General features: G+C 53.2%; 21 protein-coding genes and 4 tRNA genes. 19 read left to right on the top strand and 6 right to left on the bottom strand.

Going from position 1 to position 25,038, the window contains the following annotated elements:
- The first annotated feature begins 27 nt into the window (after positions 1 to 27).
- The 4 genes from ACK3CJ_RS14725 to ACK3CJ_RS14710 are packed head-to-tail and all read left to right on the top strand — an operon-like array spanning position 28 to position 5,000.
- Complete coding sequence (locus ACK3CJ_RS14725) at positions 28 to 1,308, top strand: imelysin family protein (protein ID WP_409522970.1); 1,281 nt, start codon at positions 28 to 30, stop codon at positions 1,306 to 1,308.
- A gap of 32 nt (positions 1,309 to 1,340) precedes the next feature.
- Positions 1,341 to 2,783, top strand: coding sequence for a di-heme oxidoredictase family protein (locus ACK3CJ_RS14720; protein WP_409522969.1), 1,443 nt, complete (start codon positions 1,341 to 1,343; stop codon positions 2,781 to 2,783).
- 23 nt (positions 2,784 to 2,806) lie between these two features.
- A complete protein-coding gene (locus tag ACK3CJ_RS14715) occupies positions 2,807 to 3,895 on the top strand; it encodes an imelysin family protein (protein ID WP_409522968.1) in 1,089 nt (362 codons plus the stop codon).
- 52 nt (positions 3,896 to 3,947) lie between these two features.
- Complete coding sequence (locus tag ACK3CJ_RS14710; protein ID WP_409522967.1) at positions 3,948 to 5,000, top strand: DUF1513 domain-containing protein; 1,053 nt, start codon at positions 3,948 to 3,950, stop codon at positions 4,998 to 5,000.
- A 16-nt stretch (positions 5,001 to 5,016) separates the two neighbouring features.
- Here ACK3CJ_RS14710 and ACK3CJ_RS14705 read toward each other — a convergent pair whose 3' ends face one another.
- On the bottom strand, positions 5,017 to 5,922 hold the full coding sequence (locus tag ACK3CJ_RS14705; protein WP_409522966.1) for a LysR family transcriptional regulator: 906 nt from the start codon (positions 5,920 to 5,922) through the stop codon (positions 5,017 to 5,019).
- 290 nt (positions 5,923 to 6,212) lie between these two features.
- Here ACK3CJ_RS14705 and ACK3CJ_RS14700 point away from each other — a divergent pair, with 290 nt between their 5' ends.
- The 11 genes from ACK3CJ_RS14700 to ACK3CJ_RS14650 all read left to right on the top strand — a co-directional run bounded on the left by ACK3CJ_RS14700 (position 6,213) and on the right by ACK3CJ_RS14650 (position 16,068).
- The gene (locus tag ACK3CJ_RS14700; protein ID WP_409522965.1) at positions 6,213 to 7,016 is read left to right on the top strand and encodes a transporter substrate-binding domain-containing protein; all 804 of its coding nucleotides are present in this window, start codon (positions 6,213 to 6,215) and stop codon (positions 7,014 to 7,016) included.
- Positions 7,017 to 7,146: 130 nt separating this feature from the next.
- The gene (locus tag ACK3CJ_RS14695; RefSeq protein WP_409522964.1) at positions 7,147 to 7,803 is read left to right on the top strand and encodes an amino acid ABC transporter permease; all 657 of its coding nucleotides are present in this window, start codon (positions 7,147 to 7,149) and stop codon (positions 7,801 to 7,803) included.
- Between the two features lie 12 nt (positions 7,804 to 7,815).
- Positions 7,816 to 8,469, top strand: coding sequence for an amino acid ABC transporter permease (locus ACK3CJ_RS14690; protein ID WP_409522963.1), 654 nt, complete (start codon positions 7,816 to 7,818; stop codon positions 8,467 to 8,469).
- Between the two features lie 94 nt (positions 8,470 to 8,563).
- The gene (locus tag ACK3CJ_RS14685; protein WP_409526595.1) at positions 8,564 to 9,319 is read left to right on the top strand and encodes an amino acid ABC transporter ATP-binding protein; all 756 of its coding nucleotides are present in this window, start codon (positions 8,564 to 8,566) and stop codon (positions 9,317 to 9,319) included.
- Between the two features lie 122 nt (positions 9,320 to 9,441).
- On the top strand, positions 9,442 to 10,776 hold the full coding sequence (locus ACK3CJ_RS14680) for an aspartate aminotransferase family protein (RefSeq protein ID WP_409522962.1): 1,335 nt from the start codon (positions 9,442 to 9,444) through the stop codon (positions 10,774 to 10,776).
- The gene (locus ACK3CJ_RS14675) at positions 10,773 to 11,468 is read left to right on the top strand and encodes a CoA transferase subunit A (RefSeq protein WP_409522961.1); all 696 of its coding nucleotides are present in this window, start codon (positions 10,773 to 10,775) and stop codon (positions 11,466 to 11,468) included. The genes ACK3CJ_RS14680 and ACK3CJ_RS14675 overlap by 4 nt, the downstream gene beginning before the upstream one ends.
- Positions 11,455 to 12,123, top strand: a complete 669-nt coding sequence (locus ACK3CJ_RS14670) for a 3-oxoacid CoA-transferase subunit B (protein ID WP_240776423.1) — start codon at positions 11,455 to 11,457, stop codon at positions 12,121 to 12,123. The genes ACK3CJ_RS14675 and ACK3CJ_RS14670 overlap by 14 nt, the downstream gene beginning before the upstream one ends.
- Positions 12,120 to 13,388, top strand: a complete 1,269-nt coding sequence (locus tag ACK3CJ_RS14665; RefSeq protein ID WP_409522960.1) for an ArgE/DapE family deacylase — start codon at positions 12,120 to 12,122, stop codon at positions 13,386 to 13,388. The genes ACK3CJ_RS14670 and ACK3CJ_RS14665 overlap by 4 nt, the downstream gene beginning before the upstream one ends.
- Entirely contained in the window at positions 13,385 to 14,554 is a 1,170-nt protein-coding gene (locus ACK3CJ_RS14660) for an acetyl-CoA C-acyltransferase (RefSeq protein ID WP_409522959.1), read from the top strand. The genes ACK3CJ_RS14665 and ACK3CJ_RS14660 overlap by 4 nt, the downstream gene beginning before the upstream one ends.
- Positions 14,555 to 14,951: 397 nt before the next feature.
- Positions 14,952 to 15,077, top strand: a complete 126-nt coding sequence (locus tag ACK3CJ_RS14655; protein ID WP_409522958.1) for a hypothetical protein — start codon at positions 14,952 to 14,954, stop codon at positions 15,075 to 15,077.
- Positions 15,067 to 16,068, top strand: a complete 1,002-nt coding sequence (locus ACK3CJ_RS14650; RefSeq protein ID WP_409522957.1) for a Fic family protein — start codon at positions 15,067 to 15,069, stop codon at positions 16,066 to 16,068. The genes ACK3CJ_RS14655 and ACK3CJ_RS14650 overlap by 11 nt, the downstream gene beginning before the upstream one ends.
- Positions 16,069 to 16,173: 105 nt before the next feature.
- Here the strand turns inward: ACK3CJ_RS14650 and ACK3CJ_RS14645 are convergent.
- From ACK3CJ_RS14645 to ACK3CJ_RS14630, 4 genes are all read right to left on the bottom strand, one after another.
- Positions 16,174 to 16,250: transfer RNA gene (locus tag ACK3CJ_RS14645), tRNA-Pro, on the bottom strand.
- A gap of 39 nt (positions 16,251 to 16,289) precedes the next feature.
- Positions 16,290 to 16,365: transfer RNA gene (locus ACK3CJ_RS14640), tRNA-Asn, on the bottom strand.
- A 222-nt stretch (positions 16,366 to 16,587) separates the two neighbouring features.
- Positions 16,588 to 16,664, bottom strand: a tRNA-Pro gene (locus tag ACK3CJ_RS14635).
- Between the two features lie 39 nt (positions 16,665 to 16,703).
- A tRNA-Asn gene (locus ACK3CJ_RS14630) sits at positions 16,704 to 16,779 on the bottom strand.
- A 175-nt stretch (positions 16,780 to 16,954) separates the two neighbouring features.
- On the opposite strand from ACK3CJ_RS14630, the gene ycaO reads away from it, so the two are divergent.
- The 4 genes from ycaO to ACK3CJ_RS14610 all read left to right on the top strand — a co-directional run bounded on the left by ycaO (position 16,955) and on the right by ACK3CJ_RS14610 (position 24,288).
- Entirely contained in the window at positions 16,955 to 18,718 is a 1,764-nt protein-coding gene (ycaO, locus tag ACK3CJ_RS14625) for a 30S ribosomal protein S12 methylthiotransferase accessory factor YcaO (protein WP_409522956.1), read from the top strand.
- A gap of 112 nt (positions 18,719 to 18,830) precedes the next feature.
- Positions 18,831 to 20,222: a Wadjet anti-phage system protein JetA family protein gene (locus ACK3CJ_RS14620; RefSeq protein WP_409522954.1), complete on the top strand. Its 1,392-nt coding sequence runs from the start codon at positions 18,831 to 18,833 to the stop codon at positions 20,220 to 20,222.
- 3 nt (positions 20,223 to 20,225) lie between these two features.
- Positions 20,226 to 20,858 carry a DUF4194 domain-containing protein gene (locus ACK3CJ_RS14615; protein ID WP_409522953.1) on the top strand — a complete coding sequence of 211 codons (633 nt, stop codon included), beginning with the start codon at positions 20,226 to 20,228 and terminating at the stop codon, positions 20,856 to 20,858.
- Positions 20,845 to 24,288 (top strand): SbcC/MukB-like Walker B domain-containing protein, encoded by a 3,444-nt coding sequence (locus ACK3CJ_RS14610; RefSeq protein WP_409522952.1) that lies wholly within the window; start codon positions 20,845 to 20,847, stop codon positions 24,286 to 24,288. The genes ACK3CJ_RS14615 and ACK3CJ_RS14610 overlap by 14 nt, the downstream gene beginning before the upstream one ends.
- On the opposite strand, the gene ACK3CJ_RS14605 is transcribed toward ACK3CJ_RS14610, so the two are convergent.
- Entirely contained in the window at positions 24,289 to 24,939 is a 651-nt protein-coding gene (locus tag ACK3CJ_RS14605; protein ID WP_409522951.1) for a hypothetical protein, read from the bottom strand.
- Between the last annotated feature and the right edge of the window lie 99 nt (positions 24,940 to 25,038).

Here is a 25,038-nt window from a genome sequence, read left to right as displayed (position 1 = left end):
TTTACACAATACTATTGGAGAATCTCTATGAGAAGGACATTATCTGCTCTGGCGCTGGGTGTTGCACTGGCATCCGGTACCTGCAATGCGTTTGCGGCTGCTCCTGCTGAGGTGCTGAAAACCTATGCCGATATTGCCGAAGCAGCCTATGCTGATTCCGCGATCGCCGCCAGAACGCTGAAGGCGAAGATAGAGGATCTCCTGGCATCACCTTCTGAGGAGACTCTGAAAGCAGCTCGCCAGTCCTGGATTGATGCACGTGTACCCTACATGCAAACCGAGGTATATCGCTTTGGCAACGGAATAGTTGATGACTGGGAGGGTAAGGTTAATGCCTGGCCGCTGGATGAGGGGCTGATCGACTATGTAGACTCTGGCAGTTACGGTGAAGAGTCGGATGAGAACCCTTTCTATGCGGCGAATATTATTGCTAATAAAACTTTGACTCTGGGTAGTCAGACGATTGATGCAACAGAGATTACCGCGCAGTTGCTGGGCGAAACGCTGCATGAGATTGATGGTGTGGAGGCGAACGTTGCCACTGGCTACCATGCCATTGAGTTTCTGCTCTGGGGGCAGGATCTGTATGGTACCGAGCCGGGAGCCGGTGAGCGTCCTGCTACCGATTTCAGCCTCGACAACTGCACCGGTGGAAACTGTGATCGTCGCAGACAGTACCTGATGGTCGTCACCGATCTTCTGATCAGTGATCTGGATGAAATGGCTGGAAACTGGATCACTGATGGTCAGGCGCGCCAGGAACTGATGGATAAAGGTGAAAAAGGAGGGCTGGCAGCGCTTCTGACTGGAATGGGCAGCTTGTCCTATGGTGAGCTGGCCGGTGAACGGACCAAGCTGGGTCTTATGTTGCATGATCCTGAAGAGGAGCATGATTGCTTTTCGGATAACACTCACTATTCACATTTCTATGACGTGAAAGGGATCCACAATGTGTATGAAGGAAAATACACGCGTATTGATGGTACCGAGGTTGCAGGCCCGTCGCTTTCTGATCTGCTGCAGCAGCATGCACCTGAAGTGAATGTTCAGCTTGGTAATGAACTCCAACAGACGCTGGCAGCAGCGCAGGCGATTGTGGATCAGGCGAAGCAGGGCAACACCTTTGATGTGCTGATCGGTGCTGGTAATACCGAAGGTAATGCACTGGTTCAGCAACTGGTGGACACACTGACCACACAGACCCGATCTATCGAGCAAGCTATCAGTGAGCTGGAGCTTGAAGGGATCGATATTGAAGGCTCCGACAGTCTGGATGATCCTGATTCAGTCGCAGTGAGCCAGTCGTAATGAGTCAGTCATAAAGCGAGGATGATTGATTCATGTTCAAAGCTTCTCTTGTCATAACAGGGGGGCTGGGCGTGGTTTTGATGGCAGCAGCTGTCAAAGCCACCTCTATTCCACCGATACAGGAATCAGAAAACTGGCCAGGTGGTGCTGCAACGCAGAAGCATTTACTTGATCTACGTGCTTTTTCTCAACGCTCAGAACTCTTACCGGATGCTGAGCGCATGAACTTTGTACTGGGCGAAAGTATTTTCGGCAAGCTATGGGTCTCATCACCTTCATCAACCACAGCCAGTGATGGATTGGGTCCTCTGTTCAATGCGCGTTCCTGCCTGAGCTGCCATGTTCGAAATGGCAGGGGAGTGGTTGATCCTGATGATCCGAATCAGGTGTCACTGCTGCTGAAACTGAGCATTCCTCCCGGCACACCCGAGCAGGTCAAGCAATTGGCGTCTGAGTCAGTAGGGTTTATTCCCGAGCCGATTTATGGCGCTCAGTTGCAGACCTTGTCAGTACAGGGATTGCCGGCAGAGGGGCGGCTGCAGGTCAGCTACGAGTCCAGAGTGGTTGAGTTTCCGGATGGCGAACGTGTGGAATTGCGGGCTCAGTCCTACTCAGTGGAAGCGCTGAGTTATGGCCCGATGCATCCTGACGCACTCTTCTCCCCGCGTATAGCACCGGCAATGATTGGTCTGGGTCTGCTGGAGGCTGTCAGCGACGAGGATATTCTGTCGCTTGAAGATCCTGACGATAGTAATGGTGATGGTATCCGAGGGCGTGCCAACCGAGTATGGGATATTGCGCGGGGTGAAACGCGTATTGGCCGGTTCGGTTGGAAAGCATCGCATCCGAATGTAAGTCAGCAGAACCTGGCAGCCTTTCATGAGGATATTGGTATCTCCACCTGGATGTTTCCCGATGGGTTTGGTGCCTGCACCGAACAACAGGTCGATTGCCGCCAGATGCCGGATGGTAACAGTGAGCATATGGATGGTGTGGAGGCATCCAATGAAATGATCAGAGTACTTGAAACCTACACACGTCATCTGGCTGTGCCGGCTAGAAGGAACGCGGCTCAACAGGAGGTGATTGATGGGCGTCGACTGTTTTACGAGGCGGGATGCCATTCATGTCATCGTCCCTCTTTCATAACCTCCATTGATGCACCAGAAGGCTTGGCTGCTGTTGAGATATGGCCCTATACGGATCTGTTACTCCACGACATGGGGGAAGGGCTGGCTGATCATCGACCGGAGTTTGAGGCAAATGGGCGTGACTGGCGAACACCGCCATTGTGGGGGATAGGTCTGACTCAGGAGGTGAGTGGGCAGACTGGATTCTTGCACGATGGCCGGGCAAGAAATCTGACTGAAGCGATCTTATGGCATGGTGGAGAGGCAGAGGCTTCACGCCAGCATTTCATGCAGATGGATAAGTCGCAACGGGCACAGCTACTGATGTTTATTGAATCACTTTGAGAGCCTGAGCTTTTGGGATATTTATGACCAGCAATCTTTTTTTACACGTAACAGCCAGAATGACCACTTGTGGGGTGTTGCTGCTTTTGCCATCACTGCAAGTCGTGGCCGCGCCTGCTGAATCCGACTGGCAGGCGCTGAACACCTTGATCGTGGAGCAGCATGTAAAACCGCGCTATCAGGCGTTTACCGAAGCATCAGAGCTGTTGGCTGTTACGACATCTCAGCTGTGCGAACAGCCAGATGAGGCTCACCTGTCTGCTGCTCATTCTGCTTACCGTGAGGCGATGAACCAATGGCAGGGGGTGCAGCATATCGGTTTTGGACCAGCCAATACGCTGATGCGCAGTTTTGAAATTCAATACTGGCCGGACAGGCGCAATACAACCTCATCGCATCTCAGGGCTGCCCTGTCAGAAACTGGTGTTGTGTACGATACCGACTTTTTTAACAGTGTAGGTGTCAGCGTCAAGGGATTCCCGGCACTCGAGCGGCTACTGTTTCATGAGAAAAGCGTATCACTTTATGAAAATATGAGTGCTCAGTGTCGCCTTGCTGCGGCCATAGCCGGTCGTATCAGAGACAATGCGGTAGCGATTCAAAATGAATGGGATGATACGGCAACGGATATTAGCTCCAGCGAAGATGGCTACGGTTCGTCTGCAGAAGTAGCCACCCTGTTCATGAAGTCGCTTGTCGAACCCCTGGCAGTAGTGAGAGAAAATAAAATCATCTCGCCACTGGGCGACGTTTATGACAAAGCGAGATGGCAGCGCAGTGAATCCTGGCGAAGCGAGCAGTCCATCCAGAATATACGCACCAATATTCAGGCACTGCATTATCTGTTCAGTGGTACTCATCCGCTCAATGTCCGAGATCTGTTGGTGAAGTCTGGAGAGGAAGGTCTGGCTGAGAAGGCTGAGCAGCTGTTCACTACCCTGCAGCAACAGTTGGATGATCTTCCAGAGGTGCAGGGCACGCAGATAAGCGAACAGCAATTCCAACAGCTCACTCAAGTGGCAGTTGAGTTGCACGCATTGCATGATGTTCTGAGCAAGGGAATGATGGCCATGAATATTCATCTGGGGTTCAACAGCCGTGATGGGGACTAGTCGCCGCCGCTTTTTAACCTGGTTGGCTGCAGGGCCATGGTTAGCGTCTGGTATGAGCGTTCATCTGCACGCCGAGCAACAGGTCATGGGTCTGAGCCGGTATGCGTCTGCGGCCAGAGGAGCAGATGGGCGCTTTTATCTTTCCTGGATCAACATGGTGGATAAACAGTTGAGCAGCTATCCGTTGCCCGGGCGTGCGCACCATGTTGTAGCACATCCTGACAAGCCTTGGCTGTTTGTTGTTGCCAGACGTCCGCAGCAGTGGATTGAGGTGATTGATACTCACACTGGAAAGTCGATTACTCAAATTCGTTGTGATGCTGATCATCAGATGTGTGGCCATGCGCAGATCACGCAGAATGGACGTTGGCTCCTGAGCACCGAGCAGGCAACAAATGCTGACGAAGGGCTTGTGGTTGTGCGTGATATCCATAATGGCTTCAAGGTGGAACAGCAATGGCCGACAGGTGGTATCGGGCCTCATGAATTGCGCCTGAGTCCGGATCAGCGCTTTCTCGCCGTGGCCAACGGCGGTATTCTCACGGAAGGGCGGGAAAAACTGAATCTCGATAGTATGTCGCCCTCTCTGGCCTATCTGGATATGATCAACGGTCAGCTTCTGGATAAGGTCGAGTTGGGGCATGCATACCATCAATCCGGCATTCGGCACCTGGATGTCGCTGCAGATGGACGGGTGATCATGGCGATGCAGTATGAAGGGGAAGCGGTGGATATCGTGCCCCTGGTCGCGACACATCGTATGGGAGAAGCTATTAACAGCCTTGCCATACCGCTGGAGATCTATGGTCAGCTGAAACAGTATTGCGGCAGCGCCTGCTTTGATATTTCGGGGCGCTATGCGGCTGTTTCTGCCCCGCGTGGTGGATTGGTCATGTTGTGGGATCTGTCGTTGGATCGGTTACAGGGGGTGGTCAACATCAACGATGGTTGTGGCTTGGCACCCACTGAATCAGCAGGAGAATTCCTGGTCAGCAGTGGTAATGGTGGCCTGTATCGTATCAATAGCGATGAGCTGGTGCGCCAGCAGATTCCGTATGAATTTGAGCAGCCCATCAACTGGGATAACCACCTGTCGATTATTTAGCATTGTTGGTGCGCGTTTACAGACAGTCTGGCGTTTTCGGCAGATTTTCTTTCAACAGCTTGATCAGTTGAGTATCAGACCAGCTACGCTTATAGATCAAACCGAAGCTGTAATGAAAGGCGGGTCGAAAGGGCTTGATGACAATGCCGCGCTGCACTGCGACCGTATCGTAGGCAGTGATCGGGTTGATCAGGCTGATGCCAACCCCATTGGCAACAAGACTGCAGATCGCTGCGATATTCGCTTCAGTTTTGCCGGAGATGCGGATCTTATTCTGTGAGATCAGTTTCAGTACCTGATCGGCGGCCAGGTTGGGCTGGTTGGGAATGACCAGATGTTGATTCTTCAGGTCAGAAATCTCGATATGATCGGCTGCCGCCAGCGGATGGTTGACTGGAATCATGCAAACGGCTTCTACCGTAAACAGCTCTTCAACAATCAGCCTTTCGCTGGTAACCGGGAGCGTGACAAACCCGGCATCGAAATGCCCTGATTCAACGGCACGCACCACATCCGGGCTGGGCATGATGTCAAAGTAGATGCTGTATTTGGGGTTGATCCTCAGGATTGAAGCGATCACCTGGGGGATATAGGCAAAGCCCAGCGCAGGGGCGGAAACCAGTCTCATTCTGGAGGCTCCGAATTCGCGCAATGCCACGATGGTGTGCTTCATCTCATCCAGATTGCCCATCAGTTCCATGATCTCCTGATAGAGCTCTTCTGCCTCCGGTAGCGCAATCAGTCGATTCTTATGACGCATAAACAGCGCCATGCCGATATTTTCCTCCAGCTGAGCCAGCGAGCGACTGACACCCGACTGGGTTATGCCAAGCTCTCTGGCAGCCCTTGTCGCAGTGCCTGATTCGAAAAGTGTCTTAAAAACTATCAGTGATTTCAGTGAGTTGAGGTGTAATTCACTCATACAAATTATCCACTTCAAAAGATGTTCAGGGTCAACAGGGTGTTGGTTTTCGACTCATATCATGACTAAAAATCATAGTATCATGAAAAAACATTATGCATTGATATTATGTGATTTTCTCATACACTCAATAGAAGTCGGATATTAAGAGACTCTGTTTAAGAGTCATGGGCTTATAAGAATGCAGATTAAACCTTTCATCAGGTTATATTGATCTGATCAAGGGGGTCTGAATACTTTGGCAGTCATCCGTTCTGCCTGGGTGGATAATTACAACATAGGATAAAATGATGAATAAAATAAAACAGCAGTTGGCTAAATCTTTGACCGCAGCTGCCTTTGTTCTGGGTGCAGCATCCATGGTATCTACACCCGCATATTCCCGTGACCTGTCTGAAATCAAAAATGATGTTTTCCAAGTCGCCAACTCGGGTGCTTATCCTCCTTTCAGTTTTGTTGATACCAGCGGTAATCTGGTTGGCTTTGATGTCGATATTGCAGAAGCCGTAGCAGAAAAAATGGGTGTTGAGGTCAATATTCAGACCTCTCCCTGGAACGGAATTATCGCTGCATTGGCCGGTGGTCGTTTTGATGCCTGTATCTGCAGCATGAGTGTGACGGAAGAGCGCCAGAAGGCGGTGGATTTTACTGATTCTTACTACAGCGCAGGTTTGTCTGTCTGGGTACAGGGTAGTACTGACGATATCAGTAGCCTGGATGATCTGGCCGGTAAACGTGTCGGCTCAACACTGGGCGAAACCGGTAACCAGTGGGCCGTTGAAAATGGTGAAGGCAAATGGCGCAACCAGACCTTCCAGGGCTTGCCGGATATGCTGTCGGGTCTGACAACAGGACGAGTCGATGCGATGATCGCGGATGATGTGCCGGTGTATGTGGCGCTGAGAGAAAACAATCCGGATATCAAAATCGTCGATGTTGGTGAGCTGCCAAGGTGGCCTGCGGCGATTTCGATTCAGAAAAACAAACCTGAACTTCTGGCGGCTCTGAATATTGCATTGCAGGAGATCAAGGACGACGGTACCTATCAGCAGATCGTTGATAAGTGGATTGGTGAAGGCGCTAATATCGAGTAAAGAGTCATTTTCATGGAAGATAATAATTGATAAGCAGGTGCTATGAGTAGGTTTGGCTTTATCTGGGCTTACTCATATCACCAATGCACTGCCCCTTGAAATATCTATAAAAACAGAAAAGGGTTAGCTCATGGATTTTAATTTAATGGCAGATGTGACGCCATTATTGATAAAAGCGGCCTGGGTGACGATCGATATTTCGGCGCGCGCCATCGTCATCGGCTTTATGGTTGCCAGTACACTTGTTTTTCTCCGCTCCCTCAAATTCAAACCCCTGCAATGGTTTGTTCGCGCCTATGTCAGTCTTGTGCGCGGCACACCATATTTTGTGCAGTTACTGCTGGTATTTTATGGCGGCCCCACGATCGGTCTGAAAATGGACCCACTCACCTGTGGTGTTGTGGTCGGGGCGTTCAATATCGGGGCCTATATGAGCGAAGCGATCCGTGGCGCACTGGAATCGGTCGATTCCGGCCAGAACGAAGCGTCACGCTCACTCGGTTTCGGTCGCTTGCAGACCCTGATCAGTATCGAACTGCCGCAGGCGGCTGGGTTGATGATTCGATCCGTCGGTGTGCTGGCGATAGTACTGGTCAAGAACTCATCGCTCGTATCCATCATCTCCGTTGTTGAGCTGACCTATCAAGCGCAGCGTTTGATCGGTTCCACCTACAAACCTCTGGAGATCTTCACACTCAGTGCATTGATGTACATCGTCATTGTTTATGCGGTGATGGGGATTGTCGAGCTGGCTTACCGACGGGCTACCCGTTATACGACCCAATAGGAGAATGCAGAGATGGAATTGGATTTCACACCGGTTTTGACCTACCTGCCGACTCTTATATCGGGTATTGGTGTCACGCTAGCGATTGCGGTGGTGGTCGGGCTTTTTTCGGTGGTCGGTGGTTTGCTGGTTGCAGTTATCTCCATCTACACCAATAAGGTGATCAGTTGGCCCCTGCGTTTTTTCATCTGGCTGTTCATGACAACCCCCTTGCTGTTGCAGTTGTACTTCCTCTACTTCGGGTTGGGGGAGTGGATATTGATCCCTGCATTGGTGGTTGGTGTGCTCGGGCTCGGGTTTCACTATATGGCCTACAACGCGGATATCTTCATTGCCACGATCAAGTCAGTCACCAATGGGCAGTATGAGGCGTCACGCTCGCTGGGCTTTGGTCATCTGAGAACGCTCTACTACATCATCGTACCTCAGGCGTTTATTCGCTCGGTGCCTCAGATTGGTAATAATCTGATTCTGATGGTCAAGGATACCTCGGTGTTGTCGGCGATCGGTGTGGCGGAGCTGGTGTATGCCTCGCAATATGCGATCAGTGTCACCTTCAGGCCGTTTGAGTTCTTCATCGTGATAGCGATCATCTACTACATCATCAATATCTTCATGGAGTTTGGCCAGTCGCGCCTTGAGCGTCTGACGGCCTATCGTCGATAAGGAGTGTCGTAATGACAGCAATCGATCTCAATACAGCGTTCGGAAAAAATCACATGGAGCAACCATGAGTACTCAGAATACGACTGAAACACCGATGGTAGAGATAAAAAATGTCCATAAGAGCTTTGGCGAACTCAAGGTGCTCAAGGGTATAGACCTGACGGTTGATAGAGGCAAAATAGTGTCCATTATCGGGTCGTCCGGGTCAGGCAAAAGCACGCTGCTGCGCTCGGTCAATCATCTGGAAGTGATCGATGAGGGCACGATTCTGCTGGATGGTGTGCAGGTCAATCGCCCGGATATGAAGGGGTTGGCGTTCGAGCGCCATATCAATCATATCCGCCAGAACATGGGGATGGTGTTTCAGCACTTTAATCTGTTTCCGCATCTGTCGACCCTCGACAACGTGACCCTCGCTCCTCGCAAACTCAAGGGAATGGACAAGAAAACCGCCCGTGAGCTGGGCATGGAGTACCTGGAGCGTGTGGGGCTGGCTGCTAAAGCGGAAGTCTTTCCATCACATCTGTCGGGTGGTCAGAAGCAGCGGGTAGCGATTGCCAGGGCCCTGGCGATGCAGCCCAAGGTGATGCTGTTTGATGAGGCGACCTCAGCGCTCGACCCGGAGTTGGTTGAGGAGGTGAACCTGGTAATGCGAAGTCTTGCCCAGGAGCATATGACCATGCTGATCGTGACCCATGAGATGGCATTTGCGCGTGATGTGTCCGACTGGGCGATGTTTATGGATGGTGGTGTTGTGGTGGAGGAGGGACCACCGGATAAATTCTTTACCAACCCGGACCATGAGCGGACACGCAGTTTTCTTAAAAAGCATCTGGACTCGAATCATTAAAGGTCGCAACAAAGTCTGCAAGTCGTGCAGTGGTTATTCGAGTGGTTATTCGAGGTGCCCTGAAGCTCTTCGGGGTCGTCTTTCACTACGTCTCATGTGAGACATGAATTCAAGTAGGTTGTATGTCCAAGAGTGCACTGTTTTATCAATCCGGTGTGGATCTGCCGCTGGTCAGTCATGGTGAAGGGATCTATCTCTGGGATACCGAGGGCAAGCGCTATATCGATGCTTGTTCGGGGGCTATCACCTGCAATATGGGGCACCAGCACCCGGCCATCACGGCTGCGATGAAGGCACAGCTGGATCAGGTGGCGTTCAGTTACCGGACGCAGTTTGAGAGTCAGGTGGCGGTAGATCTTGGGGATGAGTTGGTGGCACTGAGTTGTGGCCATCTGCAGAAGGTATTCTTTGTCGGTGGTGGCTCCGAAGCGGTCGAAAGCGCAATGAAGCTGGCAAGGCAGTATTTTTTTGAGCGGGGTGAGCCACAGCGCAAACGCTTCGTGTCACTGAGCCCCTCCTATCATGGCAGCACACTGGGTGCGCTGGGCCTGACCGGTTATGAGCCGCTGGAAAAACCGTTCAAGGATCTGGTGATGCCATCGATCAAGGTGCCATCGCCTGATTTCTATCGCTACCGAGAGGGTGATGTCGAGTCACATATCGCGGCAGTGCTGGAACAGACCGAAGCGGCGATGGCGGCAGAACCGGCTGACAGCATCATCGCCTTCGTACTGGAGCCGGTTGGCGGGGCCAGTACGGGTGGGCGGATGCTCAATCAGCAGTATCTGGAAGGGGTGCAGCGCCTGTGTCATCGTTTCGGCTGCCTACTGATCATGGATGAGGTGCTCAGTGGTATGGGGCGTACCGGCGAGTGGTTTGCCTGGCAGCACTGGGATATCCGCCCGGACATTCTGGCGCTGGCCAAGGGGATGGGGGCGGGTTATTACCCCATCGCTGCCATCATGGCACGGGATGAGCTGGTGGATACCATCCAGAGCAAGAGTGGCTTCATGCATGGGCATACCTATGCCGGTAATCCACTTGCCTGTGCCACTGGCCTGGCGGTGATCCGTGCGATGAAGGATGAGGCGGTGCTGGAGAATGTACGTAAAGAGGGTGTGTACTTGCGTGAGCAACTGGACTGGCTCAAATCCAGACATGCGTGCATCGGCGATGTGCGAGGTATCGGGTTTTTACAGGGTGTGGAGTTGGTGCAGTCGCAAAGCAGTAAAGAGCCGTTTCCGGCTGAGTTCAACGCCTTCAACAAGATCACGCAGATCGCCAAGGATAACGGACTGCTGATCTACCCCCGCCGCTGCCTGAATGGGGTGTTGGGCGATCATTTTCTGGTGACACCACCGCTGAATACGACCCATCAGCAGATTGACGAGATCATCGCGTTGCTGGATCAGTCGTTGACAGAGTTTGCACAGACACTACCGGATAAAGCGATATGAACAAAGTAACACACATAGAAGAGGCTATCGCCACGATACCTTCCGGTGCCGTGGTGATGGTGGGTGGGTTCGGCAGCCCCGGAACTCCCTTCAGCCTGATCAATGAGTTATTGCGCCAGGGGCAGAAGCATCTGACGCTGATCAAGAACGATGCCAACGAAGCGGGCATCGGTATCAGCAAGCTGATAGAGGCCGGGCGAGTGGATCGTCTGATCACCACCCATATCGGCCTGAACAAGACAGCGATTGAGTGGATGAACACGCAGCGGCTGGAGGTGGAGTTTCATCCACAGGGAATGCTGGCAGAGAAGATCCGCACCGCCGGTGCCGGCAGTTTTGGCTTCCTGACCGATATCGGGCTGGGGTGCGAAATCACCCGTGAGGATCAGTTACTTGATTGGGAGGGGGAGCGCTACAAGGTGGAGATGGCGCTGAAAGCGGATTTTGCGCTGATCCATGCGGCGCGGTCCGATCGACTGGGTAATCTGGTGTATGAAGGCAGTGCGATGAACTTCAGCCCACTGATGGCGATGGCGGCTGATCAAGTGATCGTCGAAACGCCTGAGTGCTGTGAGCCGGGAGAGATCGCCCCGAACCAGATCCATACCCCCTGTGCGTTTGTTAATTCACTGGTCCTGCTGTCCTTGCTGACGCAGGAATATGCGGTAATGGAGCATCATGTCAGACATTGAAATCATACTGAAACGCGCCGTGCATGAGGTGCATCCTGGCAGCATTCTGAATCTGGGCATCGGCCTGCCGACACAGTTGCTGGATTATCTGCCGGATGATCTGGATGTAATGATCCATTCTGAGAATGGCGTGCTGGGTGCCTGGAAGCAGGCACCACGCGAGGAGATGAGTGCGTCGCTGATCGATGCGGCCGGTGCCTATATCTCAACGGTGAAGGGCTGCAGCTTTTTCGACAGCGCCGTTTCCTTTGCGATGATCCGACGCAGCAAGATCGACCTGACCATGATCGGCGCCTTCGAGGTGGATCAGGAGGGTAATCTGGCCAACTGGAAGATTCCCGGCAAGTTTTCACCCGGCATTGGAGGCGCGATGGAGCTGGCGCAGAAAACACCGCGCATCGTGGTGCTGAGCACCCACTGCGACAAGCATGGCAAGCCGAAAATTCTGACAAAATGCCGCCTGCCGGTGACCGCATATCACTGTGTGTCGCGCATTATTACCGACAAGGCGGTGCTGGATGTGACGCCGGATGGGTTGCTGGTGACTGAAATGGCCGCCGGTATGACACCGGAATCGTTGCAGGCGATCACCGAAGCGCCGTTGATCTTCGCTGCAGATACGTTGGATCTGACGGAGGAGGTCAAGCTGTCATGAACAGTGTGGAACAGGCGATCGTCAAGAGTTGTGATGAGGTGTTCAGCGATCTGCTCTCGTTCACTCAGGATATGGTCAAGCAGTACAGCGTACTGAATCAGGAGCAGGGTGTGCTGGATGTAGTAGAGCGTCAACTGGCGGATCTGCAACTACCGGTACAGCGTGTGGCGATGAAGCATGAAGCCCTCTGCAGCCATCCACTCTATGCGCCGGTGCCCTGGAACCACGAAGAAAAATATAACCTGGTGTCGCAGATTAACCCCGGTGCCGAGGGTAAAACACTGGTATTCAACGGCCATCTGGATGTGGTCAGTGCGGCACCGGCTGATATGTGGACGCGTGCCCCGCATGATCCCTGGATCCAGGATGGCTGGCTCTACGGTCGTGGTGCCGGTGATATGCAATCCGGTGTGGCGGCGATGATCTATGCTGTGCATGCTGTCAGGCGCGCAGGTTGCAAGATCGCTTCACCGCTGACGCTTCAGACGGTGGTGGAGGAGGAGTGCTCGGGTAATGGTGCGCTGTCCTGTCTGCAGCAGGGGTTTGGTGGGGATTTCGTATTGATTCCTGAGCCCTTTGGTCCGCAGATCTATACCGGTCAGGTTGGCGTGCTCTGGTTCAAGCTGACGGTTCAGGGCAAGCCGGTGCATGTGCAGGATACGGCAGCCGGTGAGAATGCGATTGAAAAGCTGCAACGTTTTATTCCGTCACTGAAACAGCTTGAAGAGCGGCTGAACAGCGATTATCGCCAGCCCCCTTACGATACGATTGCCAGCCCGTTCAACCTCAATATTGGCACCATTCAGGGCGGTAACTGGCCCTCCAGTGTGCCGGCCTACGCCGAGATGGAGGGTCGCATCGGCTTTCCGGTGGGGATGTCTGCCAATGAGATTATGCAGAAGGTCAGTGATGTGATTGAGCAGGCCAGTCAAGCGATGAGCCTGTCGGGTGCTGGTAAACCGATCCTGCGCTTCCATGGTTTCCGCTCAGAGGGGCATCTGGTGGATCTCGGGCATGCGGGCATTGGATTGCTGGCTGGCTGTCATCGCAGCCTGGTGGGTGCGGAGCCGGAGCAGTATCTATCTACCTGTACCACAGATCTGCGCGCCTTCCACTTCTACAGCCGCACGGCTGGCACCTGTTACGGCCCGGTTGCACGCAATATTCATGGGGTGGATGAGTGTGTGGATATTGAATCGGTGCGACATACCCTTAAAACCTATGCCTTGTTCATCAGCCGCTGGTGCAAACTGGAACCCTTATGAAACCTGTCTATCTGACCCATTATCGCCGCACGGCGTTCAGTCGCGCGCATCCGGTTAAAACCGAAACCGATACCTTTTCCGATATCTCTAGCCCTGAGCTGCTGACGCGTCTGATTGATGCGATGCTCGACGAGATGGGACTCGATCCTGAGCTGGTTGATGATCTGACGCTCGGCTGTGCGCTGCCGGTAAAAGAGCAGTGGAGTTTTGGTGGGCGTTATCCGGTCATGCAAAGCCGGCTCGGGGATCAGTGTGCCTCGCGTATGATCGATCAACAGTGTGGTTCCGGTCTGGCGGCGATGAGGACAGCCGCCATGATTCTCCAGTCAGGCGCGGCTGAGATTGCGCTTGCGGGTGGGTTTGAGCATATGACCCGTGTGCCGATGGGGCCCTCCCTGTTTCAGGATGGAGTGCTGACAGTGCCAGAGGTGCAGTCACACTATGATATGCAGCGTGCAATGAATATGGGGCTGACCGCCGAGTCTCTGGCGGCACAGGCCGGCATCGGGCGCGAAGCGATGGACCGATTTGCCTGCCGCTCGCATGAGCTGGCAGCAGATGCCAGGGATCGCGGTTTTCATGCAGGTGAGATCCTGTCGATCAAGACCCCGTCAGCGGATGCCTATGCGCTTGATGCCTGTATCCGGGATACGACGACTCTGGAGACCCTGGCGGGCTTGAAGTCGGTGTTTCAGGAGGATGGCCTGATCACGGCGGGCAACAGCTCGCCGCTGACAACGGGTGCGGCGCTGTCGCTGCTGATGTCCGAATCGGCCTTGCAGCACAGCTCACTTGAACCACTGGCCAGAGTGATCGCCTGTGTGGATCGCGGTACTCGCCCCGAACTGATGGGGCAGGGGGTGGTGCCAGCGGTGGAGAAGTTGCTGCAGGTAACGGGTTTGGCAGTGGCTGATATTGATCTGTGGGAGATCAACGAAGCCTTCAGCATCGTGCCGCTCTATGCGATGCAACAACTGGGTATTGATGCTGAATGTGTGAATATCAACGGCGGTGCGCTTGCGCTGGGGCACCCGCTGGGAGCAACAGGCATTCGTCTGGCAGGAACGCTGGCCAGAGCCTTGCAGGCGCAGAAAGGTCGCTATGGGATTGCTGCGGCGTGTATCGGTGGTGGGCAGGGGATTGCTATGTTAATTGAGAGGTGTTGATTGAGCGGTGTTGTTTACCCTGCTACTGAGCTGTTCTTAAATGCGAATAATTATGAAGAAATAAAATTACCAATAGCCTCACGGCTTGTACCAAAAACTGGTACTGGAATACTGAGGGGGAGAAAATGGGCAATGCGATCACGGTGAGTGGTAGACTAGTTGGATGAATAGCCATTATTTGATATCTGGATCCGTGATTTCATAGACAACTATTTGTATGTGCAGGATATTCTGAAGGCCTTGGGTGAGACGCCGTAAATACGTCCCTGTAGGCTTGAGTGCCGCATCCCTGCGGCACACACTCACCCAAGACCTCCAGAATATACCTCGAAGTCACGGATTCAGGTGATAGTGATGTCGATGTCTGAACTATAAAGGATCAATAGCTGGATGTACGATGCTCAGCAACATTAAAGATCAGGTACTGGTGTTGATGATTGAAGCTTGCCTGATGGGCACGAGAAGAGAAGCTGCTGAGGTACTAAAGCAGCAGAACTTTGCAGGTGGTCGCCATGCCTTATAACCCTCCATACAGCATTACACCGACCATCCTTAAGCAAGTCGCTGATATCAGTGAGGCTATTGGCCGTTTAAGCGCACAGGTTGATATGAGTAATGCTTTGCGTTTGCGCCGTGCTAATCGTATTCGCACCGTACAAGGCTCATTAGCCATTGAGGGTAATACCCTCAACGAAGCTCAGATAACGGCTATTTTGGAGGGCAAGCGCGTTATAGCACCGCCCAAAGAGGTGCTGGAAGTGCAGAATGCGCTCAAGGCCTATGATAAATTAACCCATTGGCAGCCAGCAAATGAGCAACACTTGCTGCACGCACATCAGGTGTTGATGGCAGGCTTACTAGAAGACGCTGGGCATTATCGACGAGGTGGTGTGGGGGTGATGTCGGGTGATCAGGTGGTGCATATGGCACCGGGGGCTAACCAGGTGCCCAGGCTAATGACCGATCTGCTCCGCTGGCTACAGCACAGTGATGCGCCTGCGTTAGTCACTAGTTGCGTGTTTCATTACGAGTTTGAATTTATTCACCCCTTTGCTGATGGCAATGGTCGAATAGGGCGGTTGTGGCAAACCTTGATTTTAAGTCAGTGGCAACCGGTGTTTACCGACATCTCTGTTGAAAGCCTGATTCACCAGCACCAGCCTGCATACTATCAAGCGCTGCGAGACAGTACAGCTCGTTCTGATTGCTCACCCTTTATTGAATTTATGCTGGGTGTTATTACCGCAACGCTGCACGAGACGCTGGCCAATGTGTCGGAAGCCAGTGCAAAAACGCGGGTAAAAACGCAGGTGGAAACGCGGGTAAAAACCCCCGAACAGATTTTAGCCTTACTGGCGCAACACCCGGAAATGTCGTTGGTCGATGTGGCAGTACATTTGGGGCGTTCCCCCAGTACTATTGAACGTGCGGTGGCCAAGCTTAAAGAACAGCAACGCCTTGCTTTTCATGGCCCGAAGAAAGGTGGTTATTGGCAAGTGTTAGGGAACAAGTAAAGGACGGGTTATAGACAGCACCTTGCTGTGCACTTCCTTCTTCGAGGCTGATCTGTTGCTAGCTGTTGATTGAGCGGTGTTGATTGAAGGGAGGATAAATAAAGATGGTCGGAGTGGAGGGATTCGAACCCCCGACCCTCTGGTCCCAAACCAGATGCGCTACCAAACTGCGCTACACTCCGACGTTTTGCGATGATCATTTTGCATGAGCATCGCTGAACTGGCTCCTCGAGCTGGACTCGAACCAGCGACCAATAGATTAACAGTCTACTGCTCTACCAACTGAGCTATCGAGGAACTGCTCAATTCAGGCCGCGTATATTAATGATGAGTGCGGGCAGGGTCAATAGAAGAATGAGGAGATTTGAAAATTCTTTTCAAATCAAAAGGCTGGGCAGCTTCGAATTGCACAAAATTCAAGCAATGATATCGGTTGGTGATAGATCAAGATACGAGAGTTTATCTGTGTTGATTGGTGTTTGGATGATGCAGGATTTTAACAAAAAAGAGGGGAATTAATGGTCGGAGTGGAGGGATTCGAACCCCCGACCCTCTGGTCCCAAACCAGATGCGCTACCAAACTGCGCTACACTCCGACGTTTCGCGATGATCATCTTGCATGAACATCGCTGAATTGGCTCCTCGAGCTGGACTCGAACCAGCGACCAATAGATTAACAGTCTACTGCTCTACCAACTGAGCTATCGAGGAACTGCTCAACTCAGGCCGCGTATATTAATGGTCCTGATGGTGGCCGTCAACTGATTGGCAAAAATAATTTATAAACTGTCTGTCATCACACTTTTAAGTATAATCTTTGAGCAATCAATAAGATGTGGCAAGCTGTACCCTGTAACAGAGACAGGGGTTTAGGGAGACGTATCGTATGACAACCATTCTGGGTAAAGACGCACCACTTGAGGACTCCATCGCGACCATGAGCGAAGGACTCAAGCGTCTTGGCTTTGATATAGAGGAGGTCAGCTGGCTGAATCCTATCCCTAATGTCTGGTCGGTGCACATCCATGATCGCAACTGCAATCTGCTGTTTGCCAATGGCAAGGGGATGAGCCGCGAAGCTGCCCTGGCCAGTGCGCTGGGTGAGTTTTTCGAGCGTCTGAGCACTAATTATTACTTTGCCGACTACTTCTTGGGTGCGGATAATGCTGCGGCTGATTTTGTGCACTATCCTCAGGAGCGTTGGTTCAAGGTGTCAGCCAAGGGTTGGCCGGAAGGGCTGCTGGATGAGGCAACGCGTAACCATTACGACCTGCATGGGGAGCTGTCACCAGCATCGCTGATCGATATCAATTCAGGCAATGCCGAGCGCGGCATCTGCGCACTGCCCTTTGTGAAACAGCGCACCGACGAGACGGTCTGGTTTCCGGTGAATGTGATCGGCAATCTCTATGTCAGCAATGGCATGGCATCCGGTAACAGCATGTGGGAGGCGCGGGTTCATGCGCTGTCGGAGATCTTCGAACGGCATATCAAGAATACCATCATCTCATCCGGCATCAGTCTGCCCTCTATCCCGGATGCGATTATCAACCGTTATCCCCGGGTCAGGGCGGCTCTCAAATCACTGCGGAATCATGGTTTTGTGATTGAGGTGCGTGATGCGTCGCTGGGTGGCAAGTTTCCGCTGGTCAATGTCAGTCTGTTTCATCCGCAAAGTGGCGGCTGTTATGCCTCATTTGGTGCACATCCTAAGTTTCAGGTGGCGCTGGAGCGGGCTGTGACGGAGTTGTTACAGGGTCGGGCGCTGGATCAGCTGGATCAGTTCCCGATGCCGGTGTTCGATATCGAGGAAGCTGCCGAGCCGCACAACCTGGAAGCGCACTTCATCGATTCCAGTGGTGTGGTGGCCTGGGATCTCTTTTCTGCCAACACCGATTATCCCTTCACTGAGTGGAATATCGAGGGTGATACTCAGGCAGAGTTTGAAGATCTGTGTCGACGTATTCACCGTGTCGATATGGATATCTATATCGCCGATTACGAGCACCTGGGCTTTTACACCTGTCGCATTCTGGTGCCGGGCATGTCCGAGATCTATCCGGTGGATGAGCTGATCTGGAGCAATAACAATGCGGCCGCTCATCTGCGTCCGCTGCTGCTGGCTTTGCCCGATCTCGATCAGGAGCAGTATGCGGATCTGTATGATGCCCTGGATGAGGCGGGCTTTGATGAGCAGTATCAGGTCGCGGAACTGATCGGTGTTGTGGCCGATGCCGGCAGCCCTTGGGAAACTCTGCGAATCGGGGAGCTTAAATGTCTGCTGGCGCTGCAGCTCGAAGATCCGCAAGGCGCTTTCGAGATGAGTGAATGGCTGCTGGCTTTCCAGCAACTACCTGCACCACGCATGAAGCTGTTCCGCTGCCTGCATCAGGTGTTGGGTATTGAGCTGAGCGAAAGTCGTGAGCTGGACAGTTATCTGTCGGTGCTGGAGAGGATCTATACACCGGAGCTGGTCAAACGCTGTCGCGAAATGATTCAGGGGCAGGAGTTGTTCAGTGATTACGGCAGCCATGACGAGCGACTCAGACGCTTCAAACTGCACCAGCAGTTGCTTTCAGCCTGGCATCTGCTCGATCTTGCCAAACGCTCGCAGGAAAAGCGCTCACAGGAAAAACCGATAGATTCGTGACAAAGGTTAGGCACCCGCATCGATTTTCGCTAGAATCACTCAATTGAATTCACCAGGCTGAGGGGCGTTTCATACGTCCGTCGGCATCTCATTTGTGAGACCGGGTAAACGCATGCTGTTCAACAAGCTTCCAGACGATATATTTCTGCCGCTATCCGGCCAGAATCGCCAGGTTTATCAGGCTGTGCTGCTTGAACTGTCGGATCTGTTCTTTGATGAGGATCTGATCGATCCGTTCATCGCCAAGGATCTGGTGCGCTCCACCATCGAGAATGCCGTGGTCAGACTGGGTGTCCGGCGCTGGGAAGCGGAGTCCGATGAGGATTCTGAGCCTCCACGCTCAAGTGCCGATTACACCAACCGCATCTATCGCAGGCTGGTGTTGTGTGGCTGGCTCGAAGAGGAGCAGCGCATCTATCGCACCTATGTGCTGCTGACGCCCTCTATCAGTTATCTGCTGCGCTCTCTGGTGGCGATTGCCCGACACGAGAAACGCAGTTATGGCGGTGCAGTGCTGAACGTGCTCAGCTCGCTGGAGGCCGCGATCAACGATCCGATCGGGCGTGGTATCACTCTGTCTGAAGCGAGTGAAACGGCAGCGGAGTTCAGTGCACATCTGACCGATATGCTACTGGGATTGCGCGAGATGAAGATCAGCCTTGCGGCCAGCACCAATGCGCAGGATATTGTGCGCAGCTTCTTCGATCGTTTTGTCGAGCACATGCTGGTATCGGATTACAAAACGCTCAAAACACGCAATAACCCCTTCCGCTATCGTCGCAAGATCCTGGCCATGCTGCGTGATCTGCAGTTTGATCTACTGAAGATCGAGCAGCTCAGCCAGCATTATCAGTTGCAGTATGAGCTGGATTACGAGTCTGCCGAAGCGATGGTGCATCAGCATATCAACCGTATCATCCGTATTTTTGAGTCTGTGGATCAGCGCCTGGGTGCGATTGATGATTTCCGCTATCAGCTCGAAAAACGTGTCGCGGACACGGTGCGCTATATGGACAAGACGACGCCGGGTATGGCCGCTCGTCTGTCGCGGATCATCACAGCGGTAGCCAAAAAGCCTGCCGCCAGTGTGCCGAAGCTGACGTCACTGGAGTCGATTGGCTTTATCTCCCCGGCCAGTGTGCGCTCTCCGATCAGGCGCCGGGTTGAGTCCAAACCACGCATCATCACTCAGGCCACCATCGACCCCCGCGTGCTGGAGTTGCGACAGCTGTTCAAAGAGTACAAGTCGCGTCGTGAGGTCAGAGTGGATCGTATTGAGGCTTATCTGGAACGCCATTTTGATGGCCGACGAACACTGCGTGCGACCGATTTTTCCATTGATTCGGTCGAGGATTACATCTGTTTCAGTTACGTGCGCCATCTGCCGTCGCTGGGCAAGAAGGCGCGCAAGACAATGGAAAAATACCGAATTCAGTTTGATGACAGCTATGTGCAGGTCGCCGATGTGGTGGAATGCCGTGGCTTCGAGATTCACAGGGACTAATCCATGTTAGGTGATCTGCAGAAAATTCTATCCAAGACCGAGCAGGTACAGGCGGATGATTTCATCCATGCTGCCAATCTGTTGCTGGTCAATCAGTTCCTCTATGCTGATCGTCCGGTGCATCGGGACAGCTACTTCCTGGTCTCCAGCCATGTCGACTACTTCCGCAATCTGTTCGAGGCGATCGGATGGAGTCTGGTCTATCAGCCGGATGAAGCCTATCTCGGCATTCTCCCGCAAGGGGAGGAGCGCGTGATGCGGCTGCGTCTGGATGAGTCGCTGCTGATGCTGTGCATGCGTCAGATCTATGAGCAGAAGCTGGAGAATTTCGAGGTTGAGAATGGCCGTGCCTTCACGACCACCGATGAGCTGCTGCGTCTGTACGAGAATCTGACCGGTAAGGAGATTCCCAACGAGACACGTCTGAAAGAGATCGTGTCGCTGTTCAGTCGCCATGGGGTCATTGAGCGTGGCAAAGCGGATGAGACGGATCCTAAAAACTTGCCTTTGCGGATAAACCCGGTGATTCGCCAGGTGGTTGTCGAGGACTATATCGGTCAGCTCGAAGCCCTGTGTGATCTTGAACCACGTGAAGAGAGCGAACTGCTGGAGGAGAGCACTGATGAAACTGCTTAACCGCATGGTGCTGGTCAACTGGTATGTGTTGGGTGCGATTGAGATTCCGATCAAGGGCAATGTTGCGATTGTTGGCCCCAACGGCTCGGGTAAATCCTCGTTGCTGGATGCGGTCCAGACAATCCTGATGGGCGGGCATAAGCGCCATCTGAGCTTCAACGCTTCGGCGGGTGAAAAAAGTGAGCGCTCGTTGCGCACCTACTGTCTGGGTTTTCTGGATGATATGGGCAAAAAGGTTAATGCGCGTGAAGACTCTTTGACCTATATGGCGCTGAGCTTCTTCGATACCGAAACGGCAAAAGAGTCCTGTGTCGGGATCGCGATCAGTGCATCCACCGCCAGTGCCGACGAGGAGATTCTGGGTCGTTTCATCCTGCCGGACTTTTCTGTCAGTCTGGATGACTTCTCCTACAAGGAGGGCTCCGGCCGCATGCCGAGACCCTGGCAGGAGGTGCGCGAAAATCTGCTGAAGCAGAGCCCGGATATGGTGCTGGAAAAGCGTGCCAGCCGCTTCGTGCGCGAGATGGTGACGCATCTGAGCCATGATCCACAGATGCCGAACGATGATGAAAAATTCATCAAAAACTTCAAGAACGCGATCAAGTTTGTGCCGATCGACAGCCCGACCCGCTTTATCCGTGAGTTTGTACTGGATGAGAACATCGTGCATGTCGGTGCGTTCCGCAAGTCGCTGGATGAGTATCGGGCGATGGAACAGAAGACACGCGAAGTGTCTGACCGCATCGGCGAGCTGGAAAAGGTTCAGGAGCTGTGCCGTGGTATCAGCCGTAACGTCAAGAATGCGGTGGAGTATGAGTGGGTTGTTCATGAGAGCCGTTTTGAACATGCCGATCTGAAAAAAGAGGAATCAGCTGAGCGGCTGGAAAACTTCACCGAGCAGGAGGGGCAGCTGCAGGAGGAGTTGGCTGGTAACAGCGAACAACTCAACCAGACGATGCAGGATCTGGCTAACTCTCGCGCCGAACTGAACAACTCCGACTCAGCGCACAAGGTAAATGCGCTGGAGTCCACTATCCGTTCGCGTCAGCACGAACAATCGGTGGTGAAGGATAAGATCCAGCAGGTTTATAACCTGATGCGCACAAATGTCGGCTTCGCCAAGCAGTTGCAGTTGCTGCCTGAAAAATTCCGCCCTATCGTGGAGCAGTCGGCAGAACTCTGGCGCTCCGGTGAAAATCTGCTGGCCGATCAGTGGCCGCAGTCGCCGGTCGAGGTGGATAACAATCTGGCACAGTTGCGTGAACAGATTGATCCGGTCAGGCGCGCAGTGGCGCGCCGCTTCGAAGAATCGGTGATCCGCATCAATGAGCTGCGCACTCAGATTCAGAGCCAGAAAAGCGCCGTGGAGCAGCTGCAGCAGGGGCGTGCTCCGGTACGGCACAACACACGAGAGCTGATGGATCTGTTGTCTGAATACGGTATCGAATCGACTCCCATTTGTGAGCTGGTGGATATCACCGAAGACAAGTGGCGTATCGCCATTGAGTCCTTCCTCGGCGCACGCCGTGAAGCACTGGTGGTGGCACCGGATCGCGTCAAGGAAGCGATCACCCTGTATCGTCGTAAGGGTCGCCACCTCAAGGGTTGCCGTATCATCAACACCACTAAGTCAGGTGATTGGCTGAACCGCAGCAAACCTGGCACTTTGTCGCAGTTTGTCGAAACCGATAACGACCATGCACTGGCCTATATGAACCGTGCACTGGGCGGCGTGATGGCAGTTGAAACAGAAAACGAGCTGCTGCGTCATGAGCGTGCGTTGACCTATGACTGCATGCTGCAGACGGAAGGCTCCACCACCTCGATCAACGAGCTGAGCCCGATAATGGGTATCAGGCGTCGTGGCGATCAACTGGCGCTGCAGGGCAAACAGGTCGATGAGCTGATCGTCGAGTTCACCACCCTGGGGCAGCAGCATGAGACGCTGGAAAAACTGCGTGACTCGCTGATCAACATGTCCAGCGCGCTGACTCAGATCAACGAGCGTGTATTTGATCTGGTTACTCAGCGTGAGCAGCTCAACAGTGAGATAGAGGGCTATCAGCAGGCGATCGTTGATCTGCGTAACCATGATGATTCAGGTATTCAGCGCCGGATAGGCGAGCTGGCCGAGATGCAGAAGAATCTCGAAGCGCGTCAGAAATCGTTGATGGATAAACTGCAGAAAGCACGCACTGGCATGATCAAAGACAATGCCGCACTCGAAGTACTGGATCGGGAACTGTCCGAACATGCCCAGGCGCGCAGCAAATGTGAAGAGAGCCCCCATTTTGATGCTCAGTCCGCTCAGGAAAAACGCGATTATCTGGATGAGTCCTGTGATGGCGAGCTGGAGCGTGTGATCTTCGAGGCAGCGAAAAAAGCGCAGAGCGAGCTGCAGCTGCATGAGAAGAAAAAGAACGGCGTGCGCGATGCCGTGGCTCAGTACAAGGCGCGCTACCATGGTGGTGGTATGAGCCATCAGGGGCTGGATAATATCAGCCCCGATTCCAGTCACGAAGATCTGGAACGCTATGTCAACGAAACCGTTGTCGCGCTGCAGGATTCAGAGCTGGCGCTCTATACCCAGAAGGCTGAGCGCGCACGCATGGAGGCCGAAACGGCTTTCCGCTCCGACTTTGTTGCGCACCTGAATGATCAGATCAACAAGATCAAGGATCTGATCCGCGAGCTGAACAGTCATCTGAAGAATCGTCCCTTCCATAAGGAGATGTACAACTTCGAGATGATGCCCAACCCGGAATTGAAGGATATTCTCGAACTGGTCGAGGCCTACACACGTATGGATCAGGCCAATGTCGGTTCACTGTTCGATATGCAGAACACGGGTGACAACAGCCACCGTGATGCGCTGAGCAAGATCCATGACGTGCTGCGCAGTGAAGGTGAGAGCAATCTGCTGCAGGATTACCGTAACTTCTACAACTTCGAGTTGGTGGTCAAGGATCTGGACGGTAACCGCAAGACAACCCTGACCCAGCGTATCAAGACGGGCTCCGGTGGTGAGCATCAGGTGCCTTTCTATGTTGCGATGGCGGCGGCGCTGGGGGCAACCTATCGTCTGAAAGAGGGCAGTGATGGCAAGCCGGTCGGTGGTTTCAGCCTGTCACTGTTTGACGAGGCGTTCAACAAGCTCGATTCCGAAAACACCATGACCTCGCTGGCGTTCATGAGCGATCTGGGTCTGCAGACCATCATCGCCGCACCGGATGAGAAATACTCGCTGCTCAGCTCCTGCATGGATACGATTATCAACGTCTGTCGTGATGGTCGCGTCGTGGATATCGATGTTGAGTTCCCGACCGAGAAGGGTAAGGAGCTGCTGGCATCGGATCATCCCTATAAGATCATGGCGCTGGAGGAGGATGAGCTGAATGAAGTGGTCGAGGAGCAGGGCGAGCTGATCTAACTAAAATACACCGGTGCTCTGCAATCTGCGGATCGCAGGGCCCGGTTGCGGTATCAGACTGGCATAGGGCTGGTCGTCCAACAGCAGGTGCAGTTGCTGACCATCCAGTTCTATGCGCCAGCGCTGAGGTTCCTGCTGCAGTGACAACATCACCTGCTCAGGTGCATGGTGTTCGGCCAGATTCAATTGCAAGGCGCGGTATTGTCGGTTGGCGAGCAGGCGGCTCACCAGTTGATGATCCCAGCTCTCAGGATACTGAGCTACCGGATGCAGCAAGCCACTGGCAGAGGGAGCAATCATATGGCGATCCCTTGGAAAGGACTTGCGTGCCGTGAGCTCTCCCTGAAGTTGCAGCAGATGGTTGTCGCGCACATTACTGCTGAAATCCAGCTTTTTCACCCCTTCCAGCACCACCGACAGACGCCAGCCACACCCCTTTATCAGATTCCAGGCAGGTTCCATTGAACGCCGGGAGCCAAGTGTGTAGCGGACCGGGTCACTGGTCTGAGGAAAAAGGGTCAGTTGCAGGAAGGTAGTCTGAAAATCGAGCATGCATTCAGGATTTTCCACCAGGCAGTAGGGCATGTCGCGGCGCATGAAGGCCAGCCATTGCTCACGGTTTTCCAGCTCCGGAAGTACACGGATGATCATGATTTAACTTTTTATCCTTGCAGCACACGAACCGGTTGTGGGGTAAAATGACCGGCAAATAACGATCACAGTATACAGAACAGGCGGGATGATAACAGT

Origin of the sequence: Nitrincola salilacus, assembly GCF_046271865.1 — a bacterium.
Lineage (GTDB): Bacteria > Pseudomonadota > Gammaproteobacteria > Pseudomonadales > Balneatricaceae > Nitrincola > Nitrincola salilacus.
This window is presented reverse-complemented; position numbering and strand designations above follow the sequence as displayed.